The 24746-nt window shown below is 67.3% G+C and carries 20 protein-coding genes; all 20 read left to right on the forward strand.

Going from position 1 to position 24746, the window contains the following annotated elements:
• Positions 1–13: 13 nt before the first annotated feature.
• The 20 genes from nuoE (at position 14) to dnaE (ending at position 24491) form a co-directional block, all read left to right on the forward strand.
• Positions 14–1123 (forward strand): NADH-quinone oxidoreductase subunit NuoE, encoded by a 1110-nt coding sequence (nuoE, locus tag ASF57_RS12520; RefSeq protein WP_056483751.1) that lies wholly within the window; start codon positions 14–16, stop codon positions 1121–1123.
• 1 nt (position 1124) lies between these two features.
• Positions 1125–2426 carry an NADH-quinone oxidoreductase subunit NuoF gene (gene nuoF, locus ASF57_RS12525; protein WP_056483757.1) on the forward strand — a complete coding sequence of 434 codons (1302 nt, stop codon included), beginning with the start codon at positions 1125–1127 and terminating at the stop codon, positions 2424–2426.
• 46 nt (positions 2427–2472) lie between these two features.
• Positions 2473–4554, forward strand: coding sequence for an NADH-quinone oxidoreductase subunit NuoG (gene nuoG / locus ASF57_RS12530; RefSeq protein ID WP_056483760.1), 2082 nt, complete (start codon positions 2473–2475; stop codon positions 4552–4554).
• 12 nt (positions 4555–4566) lie between these two features.
• A complete protein-coding gene (gene nuoH / locus ASF57_RS12535; protein ID WP_056483763.1) occupies positions 4567–5589 on the forward strand; it encodes an NADH-quinone oxidoreductase subunit NuoH in 1023 nt (340 codons plus the stop codon).
• A 24-nt stretch (positions 5590–5613) separates the two neighbouring features.
• Positions 5614–6102 carry an NADH-quinone oxidoreductase subunit NuoI gene (gene nuoI, locus ASF57_RS12540; RefSeq protein WP_056178940.1) on the forward strand — a complete coding sequence of 163 codons (489 nt, stop codon included), beginning with the start codon at positions 5614–5616 and terminating at the stop codon, positions 6100–6102.
• 189 nt (positions 6103–6291) lie between these two features.
• Entirely contained in the window at positions 6292–6912 is a 621-nt protein-coding gene (locus ASF57_RS12545) for an NADH-quinone oxidoreductase subunit J (protein WP_056483766.1), read from the forward strand.
• A 43-nt stretch (positions 6913–6955) separates the two neighbouring features.
• Complete coding sequence (nuoK, locus tag ASF57_RS12550; protein WP_055947368.1) at positions 6956–7261, forward strand: NADH-quinone oxidoreductase subunit NuoK; 306 nt, start codon at positions 6956–6958, stop codon at positions 7259–7261.
• A 143-nt stretch (positions 7262–7404) separates the two neighbouring features.
• Complete coding sequence (gene nuoL, locus ASF57_RS12555; RefSeq protein WP_056483769.1) at positions 7405–9540, forward strand: NADH-quinone oxidoreductase subunit L; 2136 nt, start codon at positions 7405–7407, stop codon at positions 9538–9540.
• 31 nt (positions 9541–9571) lie between these two features.
• Complete coding sequence (locus tag ASF57_RS12560) at positions 9572–11095, forward strand: NADH-quinone oxidoreductase subunit M (protein WP_056483773.1); 1524 nt, start codon at positions 9572–9574, stop codon at positions 11093–11095.
• A 12-nt stretch (positions 11096–11107) separates the two neighbouring features.
• On the forward strand, positions 11108–12550 hold the full coding sequence (gene nuoN / locus ASF57_RS12565; RefSeq protein ID WP_056483776.1) for an NADH-quinone oxidoreductase subunit NuoN: 1443 nt from the start codon (positions 11108–11110) through the stop codon (positions 12548–12550).
• A 4-nt stretch (positions 12551–12554) separates the two neighbouring features.
• Positions 12555–13334, forward strand: coding sequence for a biotin--[acetyl-CoA-carboxylase] ligase (locus ASF57_RS12570; protein ID WP_056483783.1), 780 nt, complete (start codon positions 12555–12557; stop codon positions 13332–13334).
• 13 nt (positions 13335–13347) lie between these two features.
• Positions 13348–15021 (forward strand): ribonuclease J, encoded by a 1674-nt coding sequence (locus tag ASF57_RS12575; protein ID WP_056178958.1) that lies wholly within the window; start codon positions 13348–13350, stop codon positions 15019–15021.
• 171 nt (positions 15022–15192) lie between these two features.
• Complete coding sequence (gene mce / locus ASF57_RS12580) at positions 15193–15597, forward strand: methylmalonyl-CoA epimerase (RefSeq protein ID WP_056178961.1); 405 nt, start codon at positions 15193–15195, stop codon at positions 15595–15597.
• A gap of 5 nt (positions 15598–15602) precedes the next feature.
• The gene (locus ASF57_RS12585) at positions 15603–15938 is read left to right on the forward strand and encodes a DUF1467 family protein (protein WP_200935860.1); all 336 of its coding nucleotides are present in this window, start codon (positions 15603–15605) and stop codon (positions 15936–15938) included.
• Between the two features lie 735 nt (positions 15939–16673).
• Complete coding sequence (gene proS, locus ASF57_RS12590; RefSeq protein WP_056178964.1) at positions 16674–17999, forward strand: proline--tRNA ligase; 1326 nt, start codon at positions 16674–16676, stop codon at positions 17997–17999.
• Between the two features lie 8 nt (positions 18000–18007).
• Positions 18008–19312 carry a lipoprotein-releasing ABC transporter permease subunit gene (locus ASF57_RS12595; RefSeq protein WP_056178967.1) on the forward strand — a complete coding sequence of 435 codons (1305 nt, stop codon included), beginning with the start codon at positions 18008–18010 and terminating at the stop codon, positions 19310–19312.
• Between the two features lie 14 nt (positions 19313–19326).
• Positions 19327–20040 carry an ABC transporter ATP-binding protein gene (locus tag ASF57_RS12600; protein ID WP_056178969.1) on the forward strand — a complete coding sequence of 238 codons (714 nt, stop codon included), beginning with the start codon at positions 19327–19329 and terminating at the stop codon, positions 20038–20040.
• A gap of 88 nt (positions 20041–20128) precedes the next feature.
• Positions 20129–20383, forward strand: a complete 255-nt coding sequence (locus tag ASF57_RS12605; protein WP_056483786.1) for a type II toxin-antitoxin system prevent-host-death family antitoxin — start codon at positions 20129–20131, stop codon at positions 20381–20383.
• Positions 20380–20652, forward strand: coding sequence for a Txe/YoeB family addiction module toxin (locus ASF57_RS12610; RefSeq protein ID WP_056483789.1), 273 nt, complete (start codon positions 20380–20382; stop codon positions 20650–20652). Before ASF57_RS12605 ends, ASF57_RS12610 begins: the two co-directional genes overlap by 4 nt.
• Before the next feature lie 335 nt (positions 20653–20987).
• Positions 20988–24491 (forward strand): DNA polymerase III subunit alpha, encoded by a 3504-nt coding sequence (dnaE, locus tag ASF57_RS12615; protein ID WP_056483792.1) that lies wholly within the window; start codon positions 20988–20990, stop codon positions 24489–24491.
• The last annotated feature ends 255 nt before the right edge of the window (positions 24492–24746 follow it).

A 24746-nucleotide genomic window follows, 5' to 3' on the forward strand; every position in this document is an offset into this window, starting at 1 on the left:
AGGTTCAGAACTGATGGCCAACCGCAGACTCGCCCCCGCATCCGAGCAACCCGCCGCCTTCGCGTTTTCGTCCGAGAACGCCGAGTGGGCGAAGGGCCAGATCGAGAAGTATCCGCAGGGGCGCCAGGCCTCGGCGGTGATTCCGCTCCTGTGGAAGGCGCAGGAGCAGAATGGCGGTTGGTTGCCGCAGAAGGCCATCGAAGCGGTGGCTGACGAACTCGGGATGCCGCATATCCGCGTGCTCGAAGTGGCGACGTTCTATACGATGTTCGCCCTGGAGCCAGTAGGTAGATTCTGGATCCAGCTTTGCGGGACCGTTCCATGTGATTCCTGCGGCGCGCGTGAGTTGAAAGACTACCTGCAGCACCGTCTCGGTGCTCCGGGTCATGTCAGCGCCGACGGCAACTTCTCCTGGCTCGAAGTCGAGTGTCTGGGCGCCTGCTGCAACGCGCCAATGGCGCAGATCAATCAGGATTACTACGAGGACCTGACACCTGACCTCCTCGGCAAGCTGATGGACGATCTGGCTGCAGGGCGGCCCGTGAAGGTTGGCTCGCAGGTCGGGCGAACCTCTTCGGAGCCCCTCGGTGGTGCCGACACCCTTATCGACGCAACCCTGTTCGACGGATCGCGCGTTGGTGCTTGGCGCAAGCGTTTCGAGGACAAAGAAGCTGAGGACGGCAGCGAGCAAGGCAAGGCCGAGGCCGCCTCGTCTGAGCAGCGTGCCGCTTCCGAGCCGAAGCCGGCTCGCCCCGATGCGGGCCGTGCCGTTGAGAAGCCGGTGACGGACGCGCCGGCTCAGCGTGCCGCAGCGGGGGAGATGCCTGTGAAGGCCGGCGATACGGCAGACGCCGCCGACCCCAAGGAGTCGACCGCGACGTCGCCAACTCAGGCCGCACCGATGCCTGCTCCTGAAACGATCGCGAAGGCCGAAGCCGCCGGCGCGGAAGCCGGGACACAATCGGATCTTCCACGCAACGAACCGCCGCCCCAGCCGGCCGCATCGGGTGCCAGCGCGGACATTGCGGAGGCTCCGCCGGTCGACACGAAGCCGTCGACGGCGAAAGCCTCCAGCGCGAAGCCGTCCACCCCTCGGTCTCCCGCCCCCAAGAAGGGGAACTGACATGCTCGCCGATCAGGATCGCATCTTCACGAACCTCTATGGCCTGCACGCACCGGGGCTGGAAGCGGCCAAGCAGCGCGGCGCCTGGGACGGTACTAAGTTCCTCCTCGAGATGGGACGCGACTGGATCATCGACGAGATGAAGCAGTCGGGCCTGCGCGGGCGCGGTGGCGCTGGATTTCCGACCGGCCTTAAATGGTCGTTCATGCCCAAGAAGTCCGACGGGCGCCCCCATTATCTCGTGGTCAACGCCGACGAGTCCGAGCCGGGCACCTGCAAGGACCGGGAGATCATGCGGCATGATCCGCACCTCCTGATTGAGGGCTGCCTGCTGGCCTCGTTCGCGATGGCCGCACATGCCTGCTACATCTATATCCGCGGCGAGTACGTCGCCGAGAAGCACGCCCTCCAGCGGGCCGTGGACGAGGCCTACGAAGCGCGGCTCGTCGGCAAGGACAACGTCCACGGCTACCCCTTCGACATCTACGTCCATCACGGCGCCGGCGCCTATATCTGCGGCGAGGAAACGGCACTTCTGGAGAGCCTCGAGGGCAAGAAGGGCATGCCGCGCCTGAAGCCCCCGTTCCCGGCCAATATGGGCCTCTACGGCTGCCCGACGACGGTCAACAATGTCGAGTCGATCGCGGTGGCAGGCACCATCCTGCGTCGCGGTGGTGCGTGGTTCGCTGGCCTGGGCGGCAAGAACAACACCGGCACCAAGCTGTTCTGCGTCTCGGGCCACGTCAACAAGCCCTGCAACGTCGAAGAGGAGCTCGGGATCACCTTTCGCGAACTCATCGACAAGCATTGCGGCGGCATGCGCGGCGGTTGGGACAACCTGCTCTGCTCCATTCCTGGCGGCTCCTCGGTGCCCCTGGTGCCGGCCGAGCAGATCATCGACGCCAAGATGGACTTCGACACTCTGAAGAACCTCGGCTCCGGCCTCGGTACTGCGGCGGTCATCGTGCTGGACCGCTCAACCGACATCGTCTCGGCCATCGCCCGCATCGCCTACTTCTACAAGCACGAATCCTGCGGCCAGTGCACGCCCTGCCGCGAGGGCACAGGCTGGATGTGGCGCGTCATGCTGCGCATGGCCGAGGGCCGGGCCCAGCGCCGCGAGATCGACATGCTCCTCGACGTGACGAAGCAGATCGAGGGTCACACCATCTGTGCGCTCGGTGACGCGGCGGCCTGGCCGATCCAGGGGCTGATCCGCCACTTCCGGCCCGAGATCGAGAAGCGCATCGACCGCTACAGCGCCAATCCGCATTCCGACCCGGTGCCGATGGCGGCGGAGTGATCCGCCCCGCGACCCGTCCCCAAGTTTCGAGACCGAGACTCAGCGAATGACCAAGATCGTCGTCGACGGCACCGAGGTCGATGTTCCGGCGGAGTACACGCTGCTCCAGGCCTGCGAAGCGGCAGGCGCGGAAATTCCGCGCTTCTGCTTTCATGAGCGGCTGTCCATCGCGGGCAATTGTCGGATGTGCCTCGTGGAGCTCAAGGGCGCGCCGAAGCCAGTGGCCTCCTGCGCCTATGCGGTGAAGGATTGCCGGCCCGGTCCCAACGGCGAACCGCCGGAAGTGCTGACCCGCTCGGGCCAAACGAAGAAGGCGCGAGAGGGGGTGATGGAATTCCTCCTCATCAACCACCCGCTCGACTGCCCGATCTGCGACCAGGGCGGCCACTGCGATCTCCAAGACCAGGCGATGGCCTACGGCGTCGACTCGACCCGCTACGGCGAGAACAAGCGCGCGGTCGAGGAGAAGTACATCGGTCCGCTGGTGCGGACCGCCATGAATCGCTGCATTCACTGCACCCGTTGCGTCCGCTTCCTGGCCGAAGTCGCTGGCGTGCCGGATCTCGGCGCCATCGGGCGTGGCGAGGACATGGAGATCACCAGCTACCTCGAATCTGCGATGGGCTCCGAGCTTCAGGGCAACGTCGCCGACCTCTGCCCCGTCGGCGCCTTGGTCCACAAGCCGCAGAGCTACGAGGTTCGGCCCTGGGAACTGTCGAAAACCGAATCCGTCGATGTGATGGACGCGGTTGGCTGCGCCATCCGGGTCGATGCCCGCGGTCGCGAAGTCATGCAGATCGAGCCGCGGGTTCACGAGGGGATCAACGAGGAATGGATCTCCGATAAAACCCGCCACGCTGTGGACGGCCTGCGCACCCAGCGCCTGGACCGGCCGTATCTGCGCGAGAATGGCCGCCTGCGTCCTGCGTCCTGGGGTGAGGCGTTCGGTGCTATCGCTGCCAAGGTGAAGAGCACCGATCCGAAGCGTATGGGCGCCGTGGTCGGCGATCTTGCCGGCGTGGAGGAGATCTATGCGCTGAAGGCACTGATGACGTCGCTTGGCGTGACGAATCTCGATTGCCGGCAGGCCGGCGAAGCGATCGATCCGTCCTGGGGCCGGGCTGCCTACACCCTTGGCACCGGCATTGCCGGGATCGAAGACACGGACGCGATCCTGCTCGTCGGAACGAATCCCCGTCTCGAAGCCTCGCTGCTCAACGTGCGCATCCGCAAGCGCTGGCGCATGGGACCTTTGGCCGTCGGCCTCATCGGCGAGCCCGTCGACCTCACCTATCCGCACACCTATCTGGGTGCCGGCCCCGAGACGCTGGCCGACCTCGCCTCCGGCCAGCACAGCTTCGCCGAGGCCCTGAAGGCGGCCAGCCGTCCGCTCATCATCGTCGGCACGGGGGCGCTCACCCGACCCGACGGCGCCGCCATTCTGGCCGCCGCGGCGAAGCTCGCGCAGGATAACGGCGCGGTGACGCCCGAGTGGAACGGCTTCGGCGTGCTCCAGACGGCTGCTGCGCGGGTCGGCGCCCTCGATCTCCGCTTCGTGCCGGGGGAGGGCGGGCTGGACTTCGCCGGGATCGCGGGAGCGGGTTCGCTCGACGTGGTATACAACTTGGGTGCCGACGAGGTCACAATCGAACCCGGCGCCTTCGTGATCTACCAGGGCACGCATGGCGATCGCGGTGCCACCCGCGCCGACGTCGTCCTACCAGGGGCCGCGTATACCGAAAAAAGCGCCACCTACGTCAACCTCGAGGGTCGGGTGCAGACCACCAATCGGGCCGGCTTCCCGCCGGGCGATGCCCGCGAGGATTGGGCGATCCTGCGCGCCCTGTCGGACGTGCTCGGCCGGCGCCTGCCGTTCGATTCGCTGGCGGCGCTTCGGCGTGCCCTCTATGCCGAGCATCCGCACTTCGCCGCCCTCGATGCGATCGCCCCGAGCGACGCCGTGGCCACGGTCGAGACGTTGTCGGCCTTGAGCGGCGAGCCGAGCCGCACCGCCTTCGCCTCGGCGATCCCGGACTTCTATCTCAGCAACGCGATCGCCCGCGCCTCGCGGGTGCTCGCCGAGTGTTCGAGCCTCGCCCGGGTGCGCGGCCTCGAAGCGGCCGAATAAGGATTTCCTGCCATGACCTCCTGGGAAATCCTCGGCACCGTCCTGCTCCTGGTGCTCAAGAGCTTCGTCCTGCTGGCGCTGCTCCTCGTCTTCATCGCCTACGCCCTGCTGGCCGATCGCAAGATCTGGGCGGCGGTCCAGCTCCGGCGCGGCCCCAACGTGGTCGGGCCCTGGGGCCTGTTCCAGTCCTTCGCCGATCTGCTGAAATTCGTCCTGAAGGAGCCGATCATCCCGGCCGGCGCCAACAAGGCGCTGTTCCTGCTGGCGCCCCTGGTCTTCGCCACCCTGGCGCTCGCCGCCTGGGCGGTGATCCCGCTGGCCGAGGGCTGGGCCATCGCCGACCTCAACGTCGGCATCACCTACATCTTCGCGATCTCTTCGCTCGGAGTGTACGGCGTGCTGATGGGCGGTTGGGCGTCGAACTCGAAATACGCCTTCCTGGGCGCGCTTCGCTCGGCGGCGCAGATGATTTCCTACGAGGTCTCCCTCGGCTTCGTCATCATCTGCGTCCTGCTCTGCGCCGGGTCGCTCAACCTGTCGCGCATCGTCATGGCGCAGGACACCTCACTGGGCATCCTGGGCTGGTACTGGCTCTGGCTGTTCCCGATGTTCGTGGTGTTCTTCATCTCGGCGCTGGCCGAGACGAACCGCCCGCCCTTCGATCTGCCGGAGGCGGAATCGGAACTCGTGGCTGGCTACATGGTCGAGTATTCCTCGACGCCGTACCTGCTGTTCATGCTGGGTGAGTACGTGGCCATCATGACCATGTGCGCGCTGGGTACGGTGCTGTTCCTCGGCGGCTGGCTCTCGCCGATCCCGTTCGCGCCCTTCACCTGGGTGCCGGGCCTGATCTGGTTCGCCCTGAAGGCCAGCTTCCTGTTCTTCATGATCGCCATGGTGAAGGCCATGGTGCCGCGCTACCGCTATGACCAGCTCATGCGCCTCGGCTGGAAGGTGTTCCTGCCGCTCTCGCTCGTCTCGGTCATCGTCGTCGCCTTTGTCCTCAAGCTCACCGGCCTCGCGCCGGGCGCCTGACAACCCCTCACGGAGATCCGAGCCATGAAGCTCGATCAGGTCGCTAAGGGTCTGCTGCTGAAGGAGTTCGCGTCCGGGTTCGTCCTGGCGATGAAGTACTTCTTCAAGCCGAAGGCCACGATCAACTACCCCTTCGAGATGGGCCATCGCGGCCCGCGCTTCCGGGGCGAGCACGCCCTGCGTCGCTACCCCAACGGCGAGGAACGCTGCATCGCCTGCAAGCTGTGCGAGGCGATCTGCCCCGCCCAGGCCATCACCATCGAGGCCGGCCCCCGCCGCAACGACGGCACCCGCCGCACGACGCGCTACGACCTCGACATGGTGAAATGCATCTATTGCGGCATGTGTCAGGAGGCCTGCCCGGTCGACGCGATCGTCGAGGGGCCGAACTTCGAGTTCTCGGTCGAGACCCGCGAGGAGCTTCTCTACGACAAGGAGAAGCTCCTGCTGAACGGTGACCGCTGGGAGCGCGAGATCGCCCGCAATCTTTCGGTGGACGCGCCCTACCGCTGAACGACCGGAATGCTGGCCCGCCCCCGGGCGGATGAAACAGAGCGCCGGTTCTGCCTCCGCGGAACCGGCCCAGGCGCGCCGAGGCGGTTGTGCACCGCAGGGGCGGGTTCTATAGACGGGCGGCCGGTGGGCCGTGGCACAGTTTCGGCAGAAGGGGCCGTCCTCGGGACGGCTGATCTCTAGAATCGCATGAGCGCAGCCGCTGCCTTCTTCTACCTGTTCGCAGGTGTGACCATCGCCTCGGGCTTCATGGTGATCGCCTCGCGCAATCCCGTGGCCTCCGTGCTCTTCCTCATCCTGGCCTTCGTGAACGCCGCCGGGCTGTTCGTGATGATGGGCGCCGAGTTCCTGGCGATGATCCTGGTCGTCGTCTATGTCGGCGCCGTCGCGGTGCTGTTCCTGTTCGTCGTGATGATGCTGGACGTGGATTTCGCCCAGCTGCGTCAGGGCTTCCAGCAATACCTGCCCATCGGCGCCCTGATCGGCGCGGTGTTCCTGATCGAGCTGCTGCTGGTGGTCGGGTCGTGGACCATCGATCCCGGATTGATCCAGGCGCCCCTCGGCCCGGTCGCCAGCGCCGAGGCGGTCACCAACACCCAGGCCCTCGGCCGGGTGCTCTACACCGACTATGTCTTCTTCTTTCAGCTCGCCGGCCTGATCCTGCTGGTGGCGATGATCGGCGCCATCGTGCTGACCCTGCGCGACCGTCCGGGCGTCAAGCGTCAGAACATCTCCGTCCAGAACGCGCGCACGCAGGCCCTGGCGGTGGAGACCCGCAAGGTACCCTCGCGCCAGGGCGTGGAAGTCTGATGGCCCGCGGACCTCGAACGGCAGAGACCGGGAGCCACATCCGATGATCGGCCTGAGCCACTACCTGACGGTCGCCGCGATCCTGTTCACGCTGGGCGTGCTCGGCATCTTCGTGAACCGCAAGAACGTCATCGTCATCCTGATGTCCGTCGAGCTGATCCTGCTCGCGGTCAACATCAACCTCGTCGCCTTCTCGACCCACCTCAACGACATCACCGGACAGGTCTTCGCCCTGTTCGTGCTGACCGTGGCGGCGGCGGAAGCGGCCATCGGCCTCGCCATCCTCGTCGTGTTCTTCCGAAACCGCGGTTCGATCGCGGTCGAGGACGTCAACATGATGAAGGGGTGAGCGGAACCGACACCCATCGATTCTGACGGTCCGGCGTCGCGGTCTCCGCGCGCCGGACCGGTGACACGACACACAGGGCGCCGCATCGGCTCCCGCGCCCTGCGCGGGCCCGGGCGCACCCCAGGAGGCCGGACAAGCCAGCGATGTATCACGCGATCGTCTTCCTCCCGCTCGTCGGTGCGCTGCTCGCCGGCCTGTTCGGCCGCCAGCTCGGCCCGAAGCTCAGCGAGGGCATCACCACCGGCCTCCTCGCCTTCTCGGCGCTGCTGTCCTGGGGCGCCTTCCTCGAGGTGCCCGGCACCGAGCACGCCACCCGCGTGCAGGTGGCGACCTGGTTCACCGCCGGCGACCTCGTGGTCGACTGGGCCTTCCGCATCGACACCCTGACGGTGATCATGCTGGTGGTGGTCACCTCGGTCTCGACCCTCGTGCACCTCTACTCCATCGGCTACATGGAGGAGGATCCGCACCGGCCGCGCTTCTTCGCCTACCTGTCGCTCTTCACCTTCGCCATGCTGATGCTGGTGACGGCTGACAACCTGGTGCAGATGTTCTTCGGCTGGGAGGGCGTCGGCCTCGCCTCCTACCTGCTGATCGGGTTCTGGTACGAGAAGCCCTCGGCCAACGCCGCCGCCATGAAGGCCTTCATCGTCAACCGCGTCGGCGATTTCGGGTTCTCGCTCGGCATCTTCCTGGTCTTCGTGCTGACGGGATCGATCGCCTTCGATGGCATCTTCGCTCGCGCGCCCGAGATCAAGGACGCGACCTTCCACTTCCTCGGCTACGACTGGAACGCCCTGACGCTCGCCTGCCTGCTGCTGTTCATGGGTGCCATGGGCAAGTCGGCCCAGTTCCTGCTGCACACCTGGCTGCCCGACGCGATGGAGGGGCCGACCCCCGTCTCGGCGCTGATCCACGCCGCCACCATGGTGACGGCCGGCGTGTTCATGGTGGCGCGCCTGTCGCCGCTGTTCGAACTCGCTCCCAACGCCCTCATCGTGGTCACGGTGATCGGCGGCATCACGGCGTTCTTCGCCGCCACGATCGGCCTCGTTCAGAACGACATCAAGCGGGTGATCGCCTACTCGACCTGCTCGCAGCTCGGCTACATGTTCGTGGCGCTCGGCGTGGGCGCCTATTCGGCCGCCGTGTTCCACCTCTTCACCCACGCCTTCTTCAAGGCGCTGCTGTTCCTCGGCGCCGGCTCCGTCATCCACGCGATGCACCACGAGCAGGACATGCGGAACATGGGCAATCTCCGCCGCTACATTCCTTTCACCTCGGCGATGATGACCATCGGCACCCTGGCGCTGATCGGCTTCCCCTTCACAGCCGGCTATTACTCGAAGGACGCCATCATCGAGGCGGCCTATGCGTCGACGCGGCCCGGTCACACCCTGGCCTTCATCTGCACGGTCGTCGCCGCGCTGATGACCTCGTTCTATTCCTGGCGCCTGTTCTTCATGACCTTCGAGGGACCGGCGCGCTGGGCCGGCCATGGCGCCGCGCATCACGACGATCACCATGCCGCCGGGCATGCGGCTGTCCAGGCCGGCGCTTCCGCGCAGGCCGTCCATGTCAATTCGTCGGCTGAGGCCGACGGCGCCCCGGGCCACCACGAGGGCGTCGCCCACGACGACAAGGGCCACGACGTCGAGCCGGCCTCGCACAGCGCCATCGAGCACCACGATCATGCGCACACCCCGCATGAGAGCCCGCTGGTGATGACGATCCCCCTCGGCATCCTTGCCTTCGGGGCGCTCTTCGCCGGGTTGATCTTCAAGAACCGCTTCATCGGCGAGGGCATGGAGACATTCTGGGGCCACGCCCTGGGGCACGGCCCGGACAACCACATCATGCACGATATCCACGCGGTGCCGGCGCTGGTGGCCTACTCGCCCTTCATCATGATGCTGATCGGCTTCGTGCTGGCCTATTGGATGTATATCCGCCGGCCGGAACTGCCGGGCCAACTCGCAGCCCAGCAGCCGAGCCTGTACCGGTTCCTGCTCAACAAGTGGTACTTCGACGAACTCTACGACCGGATCTTCGTCCGACCGGCCAAGGATTTCGGCAAGTTCCTCTGGAAGGAGGCCGATGGCCGGGTCATCGACGGCATGGGTCCGGACGGGATCGCCACCCGCGTCCTCGACGTGACCCGCGGCGTCGTCCGTCTCCAGACCGGCTACGTCTACCACTACGCCTTCGTCATGCTCGTCGGCGTCGCCGCCCTCATCAGCTGGTACATGCTGACCGGCCTGCCCAAGGTCGCCCATTGATGGCCGCCGTCACGTATCGGAGCGCCCGCTCATGTTAGGCCTCGGAATTCTCTCCGGCCTCCTCATCGTGCCGCTCTGCGGCGCGGCCTTCATCCTCACCCTCGGGGAGGAGACCGAGGCTTCGAAGCGCAATGCCCGCTGGGCCGCGCTCATCACGACCCTCGCGACCTTCCTGCTCTCGCTGGTGGCCTGGGGCCGCTACGACGCGACGACCGCGAATTTCCAGCTGGTCGAGACCCATGCCTGGCTGAGCGAGACCACGCGGTTCAAGCTCGGCGTCGACGGCTTCTCGATGCCGCTGATCCTGCTGACCACGTTCCTGATGCCGTTCTGCATCGGCGCCTCGTGGCTCTCGGTGAACACCCGGGTGAAGGAATACTTCGTCGCCTTCCTCGTCCTCGAGACGACGATGATCGGTGTGTTCTGCGCCCTCGATCTGGTGCTGTTCTACCTGTTCTTCGAGGCTGGCCTGATCCCGATGTTCCTCATCATCGGCATCTGGGGCGGCAAGCGGCGCATCTACGCCAGCTTCAAGTTCTTCCTCTACACCCTGCTCGGCTCGGTGCTGATGCTGCTCGCCATCATGGCGATGTACTGGCATGCCGGCACCACCGACATCCCGACCCTGCTGCACACCCGCTTCCCGGTGCATATGCAGACGTGGCTGTGGCTGGCCTTCTTCGCCTCCTTTGCCGTGAAGATGCCGATGTGGCCGGTCCATACCTGGCTGCCCGACGCGCACGTGGAGGCGCCGACCGCCGGCTCGGTGATCCTGGCGGGCATCCTGCTGAAGATGGGCGGCTACGGCTTCATCCGGATTTCGCTGCCGATGTTCCCGGATGCGAGCCAAGCCTTCGCCCCGATGGTGTTCGCCCTCTCGGTGATCGCCATCATCTTCACCTCGCTGATCGCCCTGATGCAGACCGACATCAAGAAGCTCATCGCCTACTCGTCGGTGGCGCATATGGGTTTCGTGACGCTCGGCCTGTTCACCATGAACGAGCAGGGCATCCAGGGCGCGCTGTTCCTGATGATCTCGCACGGCATCGTATCGGGCGCGCTCTTCCTCTGCGTCGGCGTCGTCTACGACCGGATGCACACCCGCGAGATCGCCGCCTATGGCGGGCTGGTGAAGCGGATGCCGCTCTACGCGGCGGCCATGATGGTGTTCACGATGGCCAATGTCGGCCTGCCCGGGACGTCGGGCTTCGTCGGCGAGTTCCTGGCCATGATGGGGGCTTTCCGGGCCAACCCGACGGTGGCGTTCTTCTCGGTGTTCGGCATCATTCTGTCGGCCGGCTACGCCCTTTGGCTCTACGCCCGCGTGATCTACGGCAAGCTCGAGAAGCCCAACCTGCAGGGCATCCTCGACCTGGATCTCCGCGAAAAGATCATCATCGCGCCGCTCGTCGCCCTGACGATCTATTACGGCGTCCACCCGGCCCCCGTGCTCGACACCTTCGCGCCCTCGACGGAAGCGTTGATGCAGAGCATGCGGACCGCGCTCTCGAACACGCAGACCGCCGCGGCCACCCTGCCGTCCGTGTCGCGCTGAAGGCTTGATCCGATGAACGCCGCTCAGATCGTCCTGCCCGCGCTCGGGCCTGCCCTGCCGGAGCTGATCCTCAGCATCGGCGTGCTGGTGCTGATCCTCTACGGGGCGTTCCGGGGCGAGCGCTCCGCCGAGGGCGTCAATGTCGGCGCCCTGATCCTGCTGGTGCTCGCGCTGTTCGCGGTCATGTCCCAGTCGGGCGCCAAGATCACCACCCTGAACGGCTCGTTCATCATCGACAACTTCTCCAAGGTAATGAAGGCGCTGATCCTGCTCGGCTCGGCCGCCACGATCCTGCTCTCGCGCGACTACTTCCAGCGCGAGCGCATCGACCGGTTCGAGTTCCCGATCCTGCTGATCCTGTGCACCGTCGGCATGATGGTGATGGCCTCGGCCAACGACCTGATCTCGCTCTATCTCGGACTCGAGCTGCAGTCGCTCGCCGCCTACGTCATCGCGGCGTTCCATCGCGACAACCTTAAGTCCACGGAAGCCGGGCTGAAGTACTTCGTCCTCGGTGCGCTCTCCTCGGGCATGCTGCTCTACGGCGCCTCCTTGGTCTACGGCTTCACCGGCACCGTCTCCTTCCCGGGCATCGTCGCGGCGCTCGACGGCACGGCGGGCTTCGGGATCGTGCTCGGCATCGTCTTCGTGGCCGCCGGCGTCGCCTTCAAGCTCGCGGCCGTGCCGTTCCACATGTGGACCCCCGACGTCTACGAGGGCTCGCCGACGCCGGTGACGGCGTTCTTCGCCTCGGCGCCCAAGATGGCCGCCATGGCGATGACGGTGCGGCTTTTCATCGGCGCCTTCCCGGACGTGACGGCGGTGTGGCAGCAGATCATCGTGTTCGTGGCGATCGCCTCGATGGCGCTCGGCTCGTTCGCCGCCATCGGCCAGCGCTCGCTCAAGCGGCTCATGGCCTATTCGTCGATCGGCAATGTCGGCTACGCCCTGGTCGGCCTCGCCGCCGGTTCGCAGGAAGGTATCCGGGGCGTCGTCGTCTACATGATCATCTACCTCGCGATGACGCTGGGCGCCTTCGCGGTGCTGCTGTCGCTGCGGCGCGGTGGCCAGATGTTCGAGACCGTCGACGATCTCTCCGGCCTGTCGCGGACCCATCCGGTCCTGGCCTTCTGCCTCGCCGCGATGATGTTCTCCCTCGCGGGCATCCCGCCGCTGGCCGGGTTCTTCGCCAAGTACTACGTCTTCGCCGCCGCCATCAAAGCCGACCTCGTGGCCCTGGCGATCATCGGCGTGGTCACCAGCGTGATCGGGGCGTTCTATTATCTGCGCCTCGTCAAGGTGATGTATTTCGACGAGCCGGTGGCCGCCTACGAGCCGATGGCGCCCGGCACCCGCATCGTCCTCGCGTTGGCGAGTCTCGTGGTGGTGCTGTTCGGGATCGTGCCGGCCCCGCTGGTGGACGCCGCGGGTGCCGCCGCCAAGTCGCTGTTCTAGCCCCTTGAGCGGATACGGCCTCGGCCCGCAGGCGCGGGTCGCGGGACATCGCCTCCACGTCCACGAGCGCCTCGACTCCACCAACACCGAGGCGATGGCGTGTTTCCGGGCCGGCGAGACCGGTCCGCTCTGGATCGTGGCCCATCGGCAGGACGCGGGCCGGGGCCGGCGCGGCAATGCCTGGGCCTCCGAGCCCGGCAACCTGACCGCGAGCCTGCTGTGGCCGGTGGACGACGTGGAGCCCGGCCAGGTGCCGACCCTCGGCTTCGTCGCCGGTGTCGCCCTGTCCGCCGCCCTCGCCGCCGCCGGCGTCCAGGGGTGCCGCCTGAAGTGGCCGAACGACGTTCTGGCCTCCGGCGCCAAGCTCGCGGGCCTCCTGCTGGAGGCCGACAGCCGCCCCGGCGGGCGTCGCGCGGTCGTGATGGGCTTCGGCGTCAACGTCGCTGCGGCGCCACAGGGCTTGCCTTATCCCGCAACCTGCCTCAGGCAGATGCGGTACGACACGCGCGCCGAGGATCTGTTCGTCCACCTGACGGACGCCGTCATCGACGCAGCGCGACAATGGGACCGTGGCCGCGGGTTCGAGAGAATCCGCGAGCGCTGGATCGCTGACGCGGCCGGGATCGGCGCGCCGGTTTCGGTGCGGACAGGCGACACCCTCGTACACGGAATTTTCGAGACGATCGACGGAGCGGGACGCCTCGTCGTCCGCTCGGAGGATGGAACGCGACGGACCGTGACGGCGGGCGAGGTGCATCTGGGAACGGCCGCGACGGCGGCTTGAGGTTTGACGGACAATGACGACAGGGCAAGACGAACTCGTCTTCGTGCCGCTCGGCGGCGTGGGCGAGATCGGCATGAACGCGGCGCTCTACGGCTTCGGCCCCCCGAAGCGGCGCAAATGGATCATGGTCGATTGCGGCATGGGCTTCGCCGGCGAGGAGGGTTTCCCCGGCATCGACCTGATGTTCCCCGACCTGAGCTTCATCGAAGAGCGCAAGGACGACCTCCTCGCCATCTTCATCACCCACGCGCACGAAGACCATATCGGCGCCATCGGTGAACTGTGGCCCAAGCTCAAGGCGCCGGTCTACGCGACGCGGTTCGCCAAGAACCTGCTGGAAGCCCGCCGGTTGAGCGAGCCGGGTGCCCCCAAGGTCATCCTGAAGGAGATCCAGGCCGGGCGCCGGGTGCAGATCGGTCCCTTCGAGATCGAGTACGTGCCGGTCTCGCACTCGATCCCCGAATCCAACGCGGTCGCGATCCGCACGCCGCACGGCCTGCTGCTCCACACCGGCGACTGGAAGCTGGACCCGACCCCGATCCTCGGCGACGTGACCTCGGAGGCCGCCTTCCGGGCGCTCGGCGACGAGGGCATCCTGGCGATGATCAGCGACTCGACCAACGTCGTGCGCGAGGGCCGGTCCCCGAGCGAGGCCGAGGTCGCCGCCACCCTGCGCGAGTTGATCGCCGAGGCGCCGCACCGCGTGGCGGTCACCACCTTCGCCTCCAACGTCGCCCGCATGCGGGCCGTGGCCGAGGCCGCCCAGGCCTGTGGCCGTGAAGTCATCGCGGTCGGCCGCGCCATGGACCGGGTCATCGGAGTCGCGCGCGAATGCGGCTTCCTCGACGGCCTGCCGGAATTCCGGTCGTCGGACAGCTACGGCTACCTGCCGCGCGACAAGGTCGTGGCCCTGCTCACCGGTTCGCAGGGCGAGGAGCGGGCCGCGCTCGCCCGGGTCTCGCGCGACGACCATCCGGACATCACGCTCGCCGCCGGTGACCGCGTGATCTTCTCCTCGCGCGCCATTCCCGGCAACGAGCGGGCGGTCGGCGCGATCATCAACGACCTCATCAATGCCGGCATCGAGGTGGTCACCGACCGCACCAAGCTGGTCCACGTCTCCGGCCATCCCCGCCGCGACGAGATGGCGGAGATGTATGCCTGGACCCGGCCGCAGACCGCGATCCCGGTCCACGGCGAGGCCCTGCACCTGGACGAGCACGCGCGTTTCGCCCGGGCCCAGGGCGTTCCCAACATCGTCAAGGCCCGCAACGGCAGCGTCGTGCGCCTCGCGCCCGGCACGCCGGAGATCGTCGACCACGTCAAGGCCGGGCGCCTGTTCAAGGACGGCAACGTCCTGATCGACGCCAAGGACCGGGCCATCCCCGAGCGGCGCAAGCTTTCGCAGGCCGGTCTGGTCTCCGTGGCCATCGCGATCGACGTCCAGGGCGAGATCCTCGGCGAGCCCGCCATCGACATCATCGGCCTGCCCAATCGCGGCCGCAACGGCCAGGCGATGCTGGACGTGGTGGTCGAGTCGGTCTCGCGGACCCTGTCGGGCCTGTCCAAGCCGAAGCGCAAGGACGCCGAAGCCGTCGAGAAGGCGGTCGACCGGGGTATCCGTTCGGCCGTGAACGAGGTCTGGGGCAAGAAGCCCGCCTGCCACGTGCAGGTGGTCGAGGTCTAGGGCATCGACCCTCCCCCCTCGGCGGGGGAGGGGGCCTGCGGAGCAAGGTTGGAGAGGGGTGGACCTCTCCGGAACGGGTGCTCCCCTCTCCCGTCCCGCTTCGCGGGCCACCCTCTCCCGCGGAGGGGAGAGGGGCATTTCGCGGGGCAAGCATAACGGGGGGAGCCCATCATGATCGGACGCCTGAACCATGTCGCCATCGCGGTTCGCGATCTCGACGCCGCCTGCGCCATCTATCGCGACACCCTGGGCGCCACCGTCACGGAGCCGCTGCCGCAGCCCGAGCATGGCGTCACGGTGGTGTTCGTGAACCTGCCCAACAGCAAGGTCGAGCTGATGGCGCCGCTCGGCGAGGGCTCGCCGATCGAGAGCTTCGTCGAGCGCAATCCCAACGGTGGCGTGCACCACGTCTGCTACGAGGTCGACGACATCCTGGCTGCGCGCGACCAGCTGAAGGCCCAGGGCGCGCGCGTTCTCGGCACCGGCGAGCCGAAGATCGGCGCCCACGGCAAGCCCGTGCTCTTCCTGCATCCGAAGGACTTCCTCGGCACCCTCGTCGAGCTGGAACAGGTCTGAGCCGAATGGGCGCAGTCCTCCAGGCCCTGGCCGCCTCCACCCTCCGCACCCTCGGGGTGATGGTGGTGGTGCTTGCCACGGCAGTCGCCGTCGCGGTGAGCCTGTTCAAGCTCTCGGTGTTCGGTGCGCTCGCCCTCTACTTCGTGGTCTGGTGGACGCTGCTCTTCGTCATCCTGCCCCTGCGCAACCAGGTGGAGAGCGACCCGGCACGGATGGTGCCCGGCCAGGACCCGGGGGCGCCGGCCAGCCCGCGCCTGCGCGAGAAGGCGATCCTGACCTCGCTCCTGGCGAGCGTGGTCTTCCTGGTGACGATCCAGGTGTTCGAGCTGGCGGGGCTCTGAGGCGACGGCGCGACCGGGTTTACGCAGCTGTCTCTTAGCGGTCGGGCCGCATCCCCGTCGACGCCGGGACAGAGTCACCGCATAAGCTCGCATCGGGGGCGAAGTCCAGACGCAGCACCCCGTCATCCCGGGGCCGCGCAGCGGAGCCCGGAGTCCAGAAACGCAAGTCGTTCAGGAACTTACGCCGTCAGCGGCTCTGAATTGCACACCGCCGGCGCGCCCCTTCGGGTCCGAGCTCGCCTGTGGCGCCCCGGAATGACACCGGGGATGGAATCTCCGATCGAACCGCTTTTGGACGAGGGCACCCAAGCGACGCAGACGCCGAAGAGGCGATGCCAGCCCCGCGCAAGCGTCTAGGCATAAAAAAAGCAAGGCCTAAGCCTTGCTTTGTAAAGATGGTAGTGCGCTCAGCCTCGATTGTCTCACGCATTGCTGACGGCGTGGCGGCTGAAATTCCTCCCGAGACTCGGACCGTGCGGCGCCGCTGCTTGGGCGGTGCAACCATCACGGGGCGCTTATAGGAACAACAATTCTCATTGTCACGTCCTTCGTGACACATTCTTGCGCTTTTCTACCGGAATGCGTGTCGGTTCTGCGCATTTGTCCGCGTGACCGCACCGGAACGGCGATTGAGCGGATCGGTGTCACCTGGCCGCGCTTGTCTTTTCCTGATGCAATGTGTTGTGTGCCGGGGCGTGCCGTTGACCCACTGGCACGCTGTTTCCAGGGCCTTCCATGCGTCTCTCCCGCTATTTCCTGCCGACCTTGCGCGAGACGCCCAAGGAAGCCGAGATCGTCTCCCACCGCCTGATGCTGCGGGCCGGCCTCGTACGCCAGGAGGCCGCCGGCATCTATGCCTGGCTGCCGCTCGGCCTGCGCGTGCTGAACAAGGTCTGCGCGGTGATCCGCGAGGAGCAGGACCGGGCGGGCGCCATCGAGATCCTGATGCCGGCGATCCAGTCGGCCGAGCTCTGGCGCGAATCCGGCCGCTACGAGGCCTATGGCAAGGAGATGCTTCGGATCTCCGACCGCCACGACCGCGAGATGCTGTTCGGGCCCACCGCCGAGGAGGTCGTCACCGAGATCTTCCGTGGCAGCGTGCGCTCCTACAAGGACCTGCCGAAGAACCTCTATCAGATCTCGTGGAAGTTCCGGGACGAGGTGCGGCCGCGCTTCGGCACCATGCGCTCGCGCGAGTTCCTGATGAAGGATGCCTACTCGTTCGACATCGACCAGGCCGCCGCCCGCCATGCCTATAACCGGATGTTCGTGGCGTATCTGCGCACCTTCGCGGGTCTCGGTCTCAAGGCGATCCCGATGCGGGCCGATACCGGGCCGATCGGCGGCGATCTCAGCCACGAATTCATCATCCTGGCCCAGACCGGCGAGAGCGAGGTCTACTGCGACAGCCAGTATCTCGACTTCGAGATCCCGCCGGTGACCACCGATTTCGAGGACGTCGCCGCGCTCCAGGGCACCGTCGACCGCTGGACCTCGCTCTACGCCGCGACCTCCGAGATGCACGAGCCGGCGGCCTTCGCCGAGGTGCAGGGCGATAGGCAGATGGCCGCGCGCGGCATCGAGGTCGGGCACATCTTCTATTTCGGCACCAAGTATTCCGAGCCGATGGGCGCAAAGGTCACCGGTCCCGACGGGGTCGATCGCCCGGTCCACATGGGCTCCTACGGCATCGGCCCGAGCCGCCTCGTGGCGGCGATCATCGAGGCGTCGCACGACGAGGCCGGGATCATCTGGCCCGATTCCGTCGCGCCCTTCGACGTCGCCCTGATCAACCTGAAGACCGGCGACGCTGCCACCGACGCGGCCTGCGCGGAGATCCAGACGACCCTGGAGGCCGCCGGGCTCAGCGTGCTGTACGACGACCGCGACGAGCGCCCGGGCGCGAAGTTCGCCACCGCCGATCTCATCGGCCTGCCCTGGCAGGTCATCGTCGGCCCGCGCGGCCTCGCAGAGGGCAAGGTCGAGCTGAAGCGGCGCGCCGGGGCCGAACGCGAGAGCATCGCCCCGATCGACCTGCTCGCCCGTCTGAAGCGGGTCTGAGGCGCATCATGGCGGGGGCCCTGACGGACAGGCTCGCGGGTCTTCGCACGCGTTTCCAGCGCGGGAGTACGCCGCCCTTCGCCGGATTCGAGTGGATCATCGCCGGGCGCTACCTGCGGGCTCGGCGCCGGGGCGGCGGCGTCTCGGTGGTGGCCTTCTTCTCGTTGCTGGGCATCGCGCTCGGCGTGGCCACGCTGATCATCGTGCTCTCGGTGATGAACGGCTTCCGCACGGAACTCCTGTCGAAGATCATCGGCATCAACGGGCACGTCTTCGTCTCGCCGATCGACAAGCTCTTCACCGACTATGCCGACCTGTCCGAACGCCTGTCCAAGGTTGCCGGCGTCCGGGCCGCGATTCCCCTGGTGGAGGGGCAGGCCTTCGCCTCCTCGCCCTATGGCGGCGCCGGCAGCGGCGTGCTGGTGCGCGGCATCCGGGGCGAGGATCTCGACAAGATCGGCGCCATCGCCAGCAACGTCAAAAGCGGCAGCCTCGAAGGCTTCGACGACGGCTCGGGCGTCGCCATCGGACGCCGGCTCGCCGAATCCCTCGGGGTCCAGGCCGGCGACCAGATCAACCTGTTGACGCCGAAGGGCGCCTCGACCCCGTTCGGGACGGCGCCCCGCACCAAGGGCTATTCGATCAAGGCGATCTTCGAGATCGGCATGACCGAGTTCGACTCGACCTTCGTGTTCATGCCGCTCACCGAGGCGCAGGCCTTCTTCAACCGGGATTCCGACGTCAGCCTGATCGAGGTCTATCTCGACAACGCCGAATCGGTGGCGGCGATGCGACCCGATCTGGAGATGGCGGCCGAGCGCCCGGTGCTGCTGACCGACTGGCGCCAGCGCAACCGAACCTTCTTCGGCGCCCTGGAGGTGGAGCGGAACGTGATGTTCCTGATCCTCAGCCTGATCGTCGTGGTGGCGACCCTCAACATCATCTCGGGCCTGATCCTGCTGGTGCGCGACAAGTCGAGCGACATCGCCATCCTGCGCACCATGGGGGCGACCCCCGGCACCATCATGCGGGTGTTCCTGATCAACGGCGCGCTGATCGGCGTGGTCGGGACCTTGAGCGGGCTGGCGCTCGGCATCCTGATCACGGTCAACATCAAGGGCATCCAGCGGGTGCTGTTCCCCTCCGCCTGGGACCCGACCGTGCGCTTCCTCGCCGAGATCCCGGCCGAGATGAACGCCAACGAGATCACCGTCGTGGTGGTCACCTCCATCGCCCTGTCGCTGATCGCGACGCTGTACCCCTCGTGGCGCGCCGCCCGGCTCGATCCGGTGCAGGCCCTGCGCTACGGCTGAAGGCCCGAACCTCCATGACCACGAAAGCCGAGGCGCCCGGCGCGCAGCCGGTCCCGGCCCTGTTCCTCGCCAAGGTGGAGCGGCGCTACCCGCAGGGGACCGGTGCCCTCGAGATCCTGCGGCAGGCCGACCTCGCGATCTGGCCCGGCGAGCTCGTCGCCCTGGTGGCGCCCTCGGGCGCCGGCAAGAGCACGCTCCTGCATCTCGCCGGCCTGCTGGAGCGCCCGGATGGCGGCGAGATCTACCTCGGGGGTACGCCCACGGCGGCGATGGCCGATGCCGAGCGCACCCGCCTGCGCCGCGAGGAGATGGGCTTCGTCTACCAGTTCCACCATCTCCTGCCGGAGTTCTCGGCCCTGGAGAACGTGGTCATGCCCCAGCTCATCCGGGGATTGTCGAACCGCGAGGCCAAGGCGCGCGCGACGGAGCTCCTGAGCTTCCTCGGGCTGAAGGACCGGCTCGTCCATCGGCCGGCCGAACTGTCCGGCGGGGAGCAGCAGCGTGTCGCCATCGCGCGCGCCGTCGCCAACGGCCCGCGCCTGCTGCTCGCCGACGAGCCGACCGGCAATCTCGATCCGCACACCGCGGCCCACGTCTTCGGCATCCTGGTGGCGCTGGTGCGCGCCTCCGGCCTCGCCGCCCTCATCGCGACCCACAACATGGACCTGGCCGCCCGCATGGACCGGCGGGTGACGATCCGGGACGGGCTGATCGAAGAGGTGGCGTGACCGGGCTGGGCGGCCTGATCGCGGCACCGCCTTGCCTGCGCGGAGTCGTCAGAATACGTCCATGGGTGTGTACATAAGGCTCAGAGCCATGACCCATGTCGGTTTCACCGAGCTGCGGAAGAACCCGGCGACCCATTTCGACCGGGTCGAGACGGATCGCACCGAACTGGTGGTAACGCGGCAGAACCACGAAGATCTCGTCATGCTGCCGCTTGCCGAGTTCGAGAGCCTGCGTGAGACCCTTCACCTGCTCGGGACACCGGCGAATGCCCGGCGCCTGACCGAAGCCATGGCGCAACGCGACGGTGCTGGGGGGACGGAGCGGGACCTGATCCAGCCGTGAAGCTGGTCTGGTCTGACCATGCCTGGGACGATTACCGTCACCGGCAGGCGGCCGATCGAACGACCCTCCAGCGCATCACCGTGTTGATCGGTGAGGCCCGGCGGCATCCGTTTCAGGGCATTGGCAAGCCCGAGCCGCTGAAAGGCCATCTCAAGGGCTGGTGGCCGAGACGGATGACCGGGGAGCACCGCCTTGTCTACCGGGTCGCCGGGCAGGGACCGGATCGGGCCCTCGAAATCCTCCACTGCCGCTGGCATTACGAAGCCTGACAAGTGCGACGGCTCCGAGGGTTCGCCTCTTATTAACGAGCCGCTAACCTTGCCGCACAGGGATATCCGAACCCACTTTACAAAGAACAAAACAAGAACAAAACTCGGGGCCTCAACGAGAGGCGATGCCGATGTTCAAGCGGATGATCCTGACGGGTGCGGTCGAGTTCATGGCCTTCGGGCTGCTGGCGGTGTCGGTCGCTGCCTGGGCTGTCGCACTGGCGCCGTTGCGATAGCGTTGCACCCGGGGCACAGAGGCTGAGCGGTCCACAGCGAAACGGGCCGCGGCATCGGTTTGTCATGGATTGGAAACCCCGACTCGGGCTGGTGGTCGCATGGCGCGCATCCTGAAAGACCCCGCTTACGTCCACCTTCACGTCCATTCTTCGTTCTCCCTGCTCGAGGGGGCTCTGAAGGTCGGCGACATCGTCAAGGCGGCGCTGGCCGACCGGCAGCCGGCCCTGGCGCTCACCGACACCAACAACCTGTTCGGCGCGCTCGAATTCTCCGAGAAGGCGTCCGGCGCCGGCATCCAGCCGATCCCGGGCCTGCAACTCACCGTGGCCTTCGAGGCGCCCGATCCGATGGCGCGGGTGGGGCTGGCGCAATCGGGCTGCGCCAACATCGTGGTGCTGGCCCAGGACGAGACCGGCTACGGCAACCTGCTGCGGCTGGCGAGCCGGGCCTATTTCGACGGCGCCCTCGGCGATGCCCCCCGCGTCAGCGTGGCGGCTTTGGCCGAATCGAGCGCCGGCCTGATCGCGCTCACGGGCGGCTCCACCGGCCCCCTCGACAGCGCCCTGCGGATGGGCCGGGCCGAACTCGCCGCCGGCCGCCTCGCACAGCTGCGCTCCGCCTTCGGCGAGAACGGCCTCTACGTCGAGATCTTGCGCCACGGGCTGCCCGACGAGCGCATGGTCGAGCGGGAATTGCTGCGCCTCGCCGACAGCCACGGCCTCTCGGTGGTGGCGGCCAACGAACCCTTCTTCGCCAAGGAAGGCGACTACGACGCCCACGACGCGCTGCTCGCCATCGCGGACGGGCGCCTCGTCTCGGACGAACGCCGCCGCAAGCTCACGCCGCGCCACGGCTTCAAGACCCGCGCCGAGATGGGCGCGCTGTTCTCCGACCTGCCGGATGCGCTCAACGCCACCGTCGAGATCGCCATGCGCTGCGCCTACCGCGTGCGCACCCGCAAGCCCATCCTGCCGAATTTCGGCGTGGTCGCCGCCGCGGCACCCGACGCCGCCGCCTCCGAGATCGCGGCGGCCCCGCCCCTCGACGAGCCGGCCGAGCTGCGCCGGCAGGCGGAAGCCGGCCTCGAACTGCGCCTCGCTCAGCACGGCACCGCGCCGGGCATGTCCGAGCAGGTCTACCGCGACCGTCTGGCCTTCGAGCTCGACGTCATCGTGGGCATGAAGTTTCCCGGCTACTTCCTCATCGTGTCGGACTTCATCAAGTGGGCCAAGGACCACGACATTCCGGTGGGGCCGGGCCGCGGTTCGGGCGCCGGCTCCCTGGTGGCGTGGTCGCTCCTCATCACCGATCTCGACCCGCTCCGCTTCGGCCTCCTGTTCGAGCGCTTCCTCAACCCCGAGCGCGTCTCGATGCCGGATTTCGACATCGACTTCTGCGTCGAGGGCCGCGAGCGCGTGATCCAGTACGTGCAGCAGCGCTACGGCGAGCGGCAGGTGGCGCAGATCATCACCTTCGGCACCCTGCTCGCCCGCGGCGTGCTGCGCGACGTCGGCCGCGTGCTGGAAATGCCCTACGGGCAGGTCGACAAGCTGACCAAGCTCGTGCCGCAGAACCCGGCCAACCCCGTCACCCTGGTCCAGGCCATCGAGGGCGAGCCGAAGCTGCAGCAGGCGATCGAGGAGGAGCCGATCGTGGCCCGCCTCATGGAAATTTCGAAGAAGCTCGAAGGCCTGCACCGTCACGCCTCGACCCACGCCGCCGGCGTGGTCATCGGCGACCGGCCGCTGGAACAGCTGGTGCCGCTCTACCGCGACCCGAAGACCGGGATGCGGGTGACCCAGTTCAACATGAAGTGGGTCGAGGCCGCCGGCCTGGTGAAGTTCGACTTCCTCGGCCTGAAGACCCTGACGCTGCTGCGCTGCTGCACCGACTTCCTGGCCCGGCGCGGCATTATCGTCGACCTCGCCTCGCTGCCCCTCGACAACAAGGCCACCTACGAGCCGATGAAGCGCGGCGAGACCGTGGGCGTGTTCCAGGTGGAATCGGCCGGCATGCGCAAGGCCCTGGTCGAGATGCAGGCGGACCGCTTCGAGGACATCATCGCGCTGGTGGCTTTGTACCGCCCGGGTCCGATGGCCAACATCCCGGTCTATTGCGAGCGCAAGCTCGGGCGCGACGCCGGCAACGAGGCGAGCTGGTACCCGCACGCCAAGCTGGAGCCGATCCTGAAGGAGACCTTCGGCATCATCGTCTACCAGGAACAGGTGATGGAAGTGGCCAAGGTCCTGGCCGGCTACTCGCTGGGCGAGGCCGACATGCTCCGCCGCGCCATGGGCAAGAAGATCAAGGCCGAGATGGACGCCCAGCGCGACCGCTTCGTGAAGGGCTGCATGGAGCGCGACCTCACCAAGGCCAAGGCCGACGAGATCTTCGACCTGCTGGCGAAGTTCGCCGATTACGGCTTCAACAAGTCGCACGCTGCCGCCTACGCCCTGCTGACCTACCAGACCGCCTACCTCAAGGCGAACCATCCGGTGGAGTTCCTGGCCGCCGCGATGCAGCTCGATATCGACGTCACCGACAAGCTCGCCGAATTTCGCCAGGACGCACAGCGCCTGAAGATCACCGTCGAGCCGCCCTCGATCAACACCTCCGGCGTCGGCTTCGAGGTGCGCGACGGCCGCATCCACTACGCCCTCGCGGCGATCAAGGGCGTGGGCCGCGGGGCGGTCGAGGCGCTGATCGAGGCGCGGGGCGACAAGCCCTTCCGGGACCTCGCCTGCCTCGCCCGCCGGCTCAACCCGCGCATGCTCAACAAGCGCACCCTGGAAAACCTGGTGGCGGCCGGCGCCATGGACACCATCGAGCCGGATCGGGCCCGGGCCTGCGCCGCCATCGAGCCCATGATGAAGCTCGCTCAGGGCGCGGCCGAAGCGGCCAGCACCGGCATCGAGGACATGTTCGGCGGCATCACCGCCGCCGACGTCACCCTGCGGGTGCCCCCCTACGATCCCTGGCCGATGGCCGACAAGCTGAAGAAGGAATACGAGGCGGTCGGCTTCTTCCTGTCGGGCCATCCCCTCGACGAGTACGGAGACCTCCTGGGCAAGCTCAGGGTCCAGACCTGGGCCGAGTTCTGCCGCGCCGTCCGGGCCGGCACCACCAGCGTGGGCCGCGTGGCGGCCTCCGTGCTCGATCGCTCGGAGCGCCGGACCAAGACCGGAAACAAGCTCGGCATCGTCATCCTGTCCGACCAGACCGGGCATTTCGAGGCGATCATCTTCTCGGAAGGGCTCGGCCAGTACCGCGAGATCCTGGAGCCGGGCCGTCCGCTGGTGCTCCAGCTCCAGGCCAACCTCGAGGGCGAGGACGTGCGCGCCCGCATCATGACCGCCGAACCCCTCGACGCGGCGGTCGCCCGCCACCAGAAGGGCATGCGCGTCTATCTCAAGGACGAGCGCCCGATCGCCTCCGTGCAGCAGCGCCTCCAGGTCCGCGGGGAGGGCGAGGTCTCCCTCATCCTCCTTCTCGACGGCGAGCGCGAGGTCGAGGTCAAGCTGCCGGGCCGCTACCAGGCCACCCCGCAGATCGCCGGCGCCCTGCGGGCTGTCCCGGGGGTGGTTCAGGTCGAGGTCAATTGAGAAGTCATTTCGTCAAACAGCGGCCGGCTCGGTTCGAGCCGAGCCACCGTCTGCGGAAAAGCGTGCGGTTGCGCGAAGCCGTTCCGTGACGTCGTAAATCCGATTCTGTCAGCGACCGTATTCAATCATCTCAGCGCGACGCGGCCCTCCTCCCCAGCGGATCTCGGGCCTGCCCGCGATCCATCGAGCTTGTGGGGAGGCGTTGAAGGTGGGGGTGGTTCCGCTGGCCTCCGTAGCTTGAGGGTCACCTAACCC

Source organism: Methylobacterium sp. Leaf117 (genome assembly GCF_001422985.1).
Classification (GTDB): Bacteria; Pseudomonadota; Alphaproteobacteria; order Rhizobiales; family Beijerinckiaceae; genus Methylobacterium.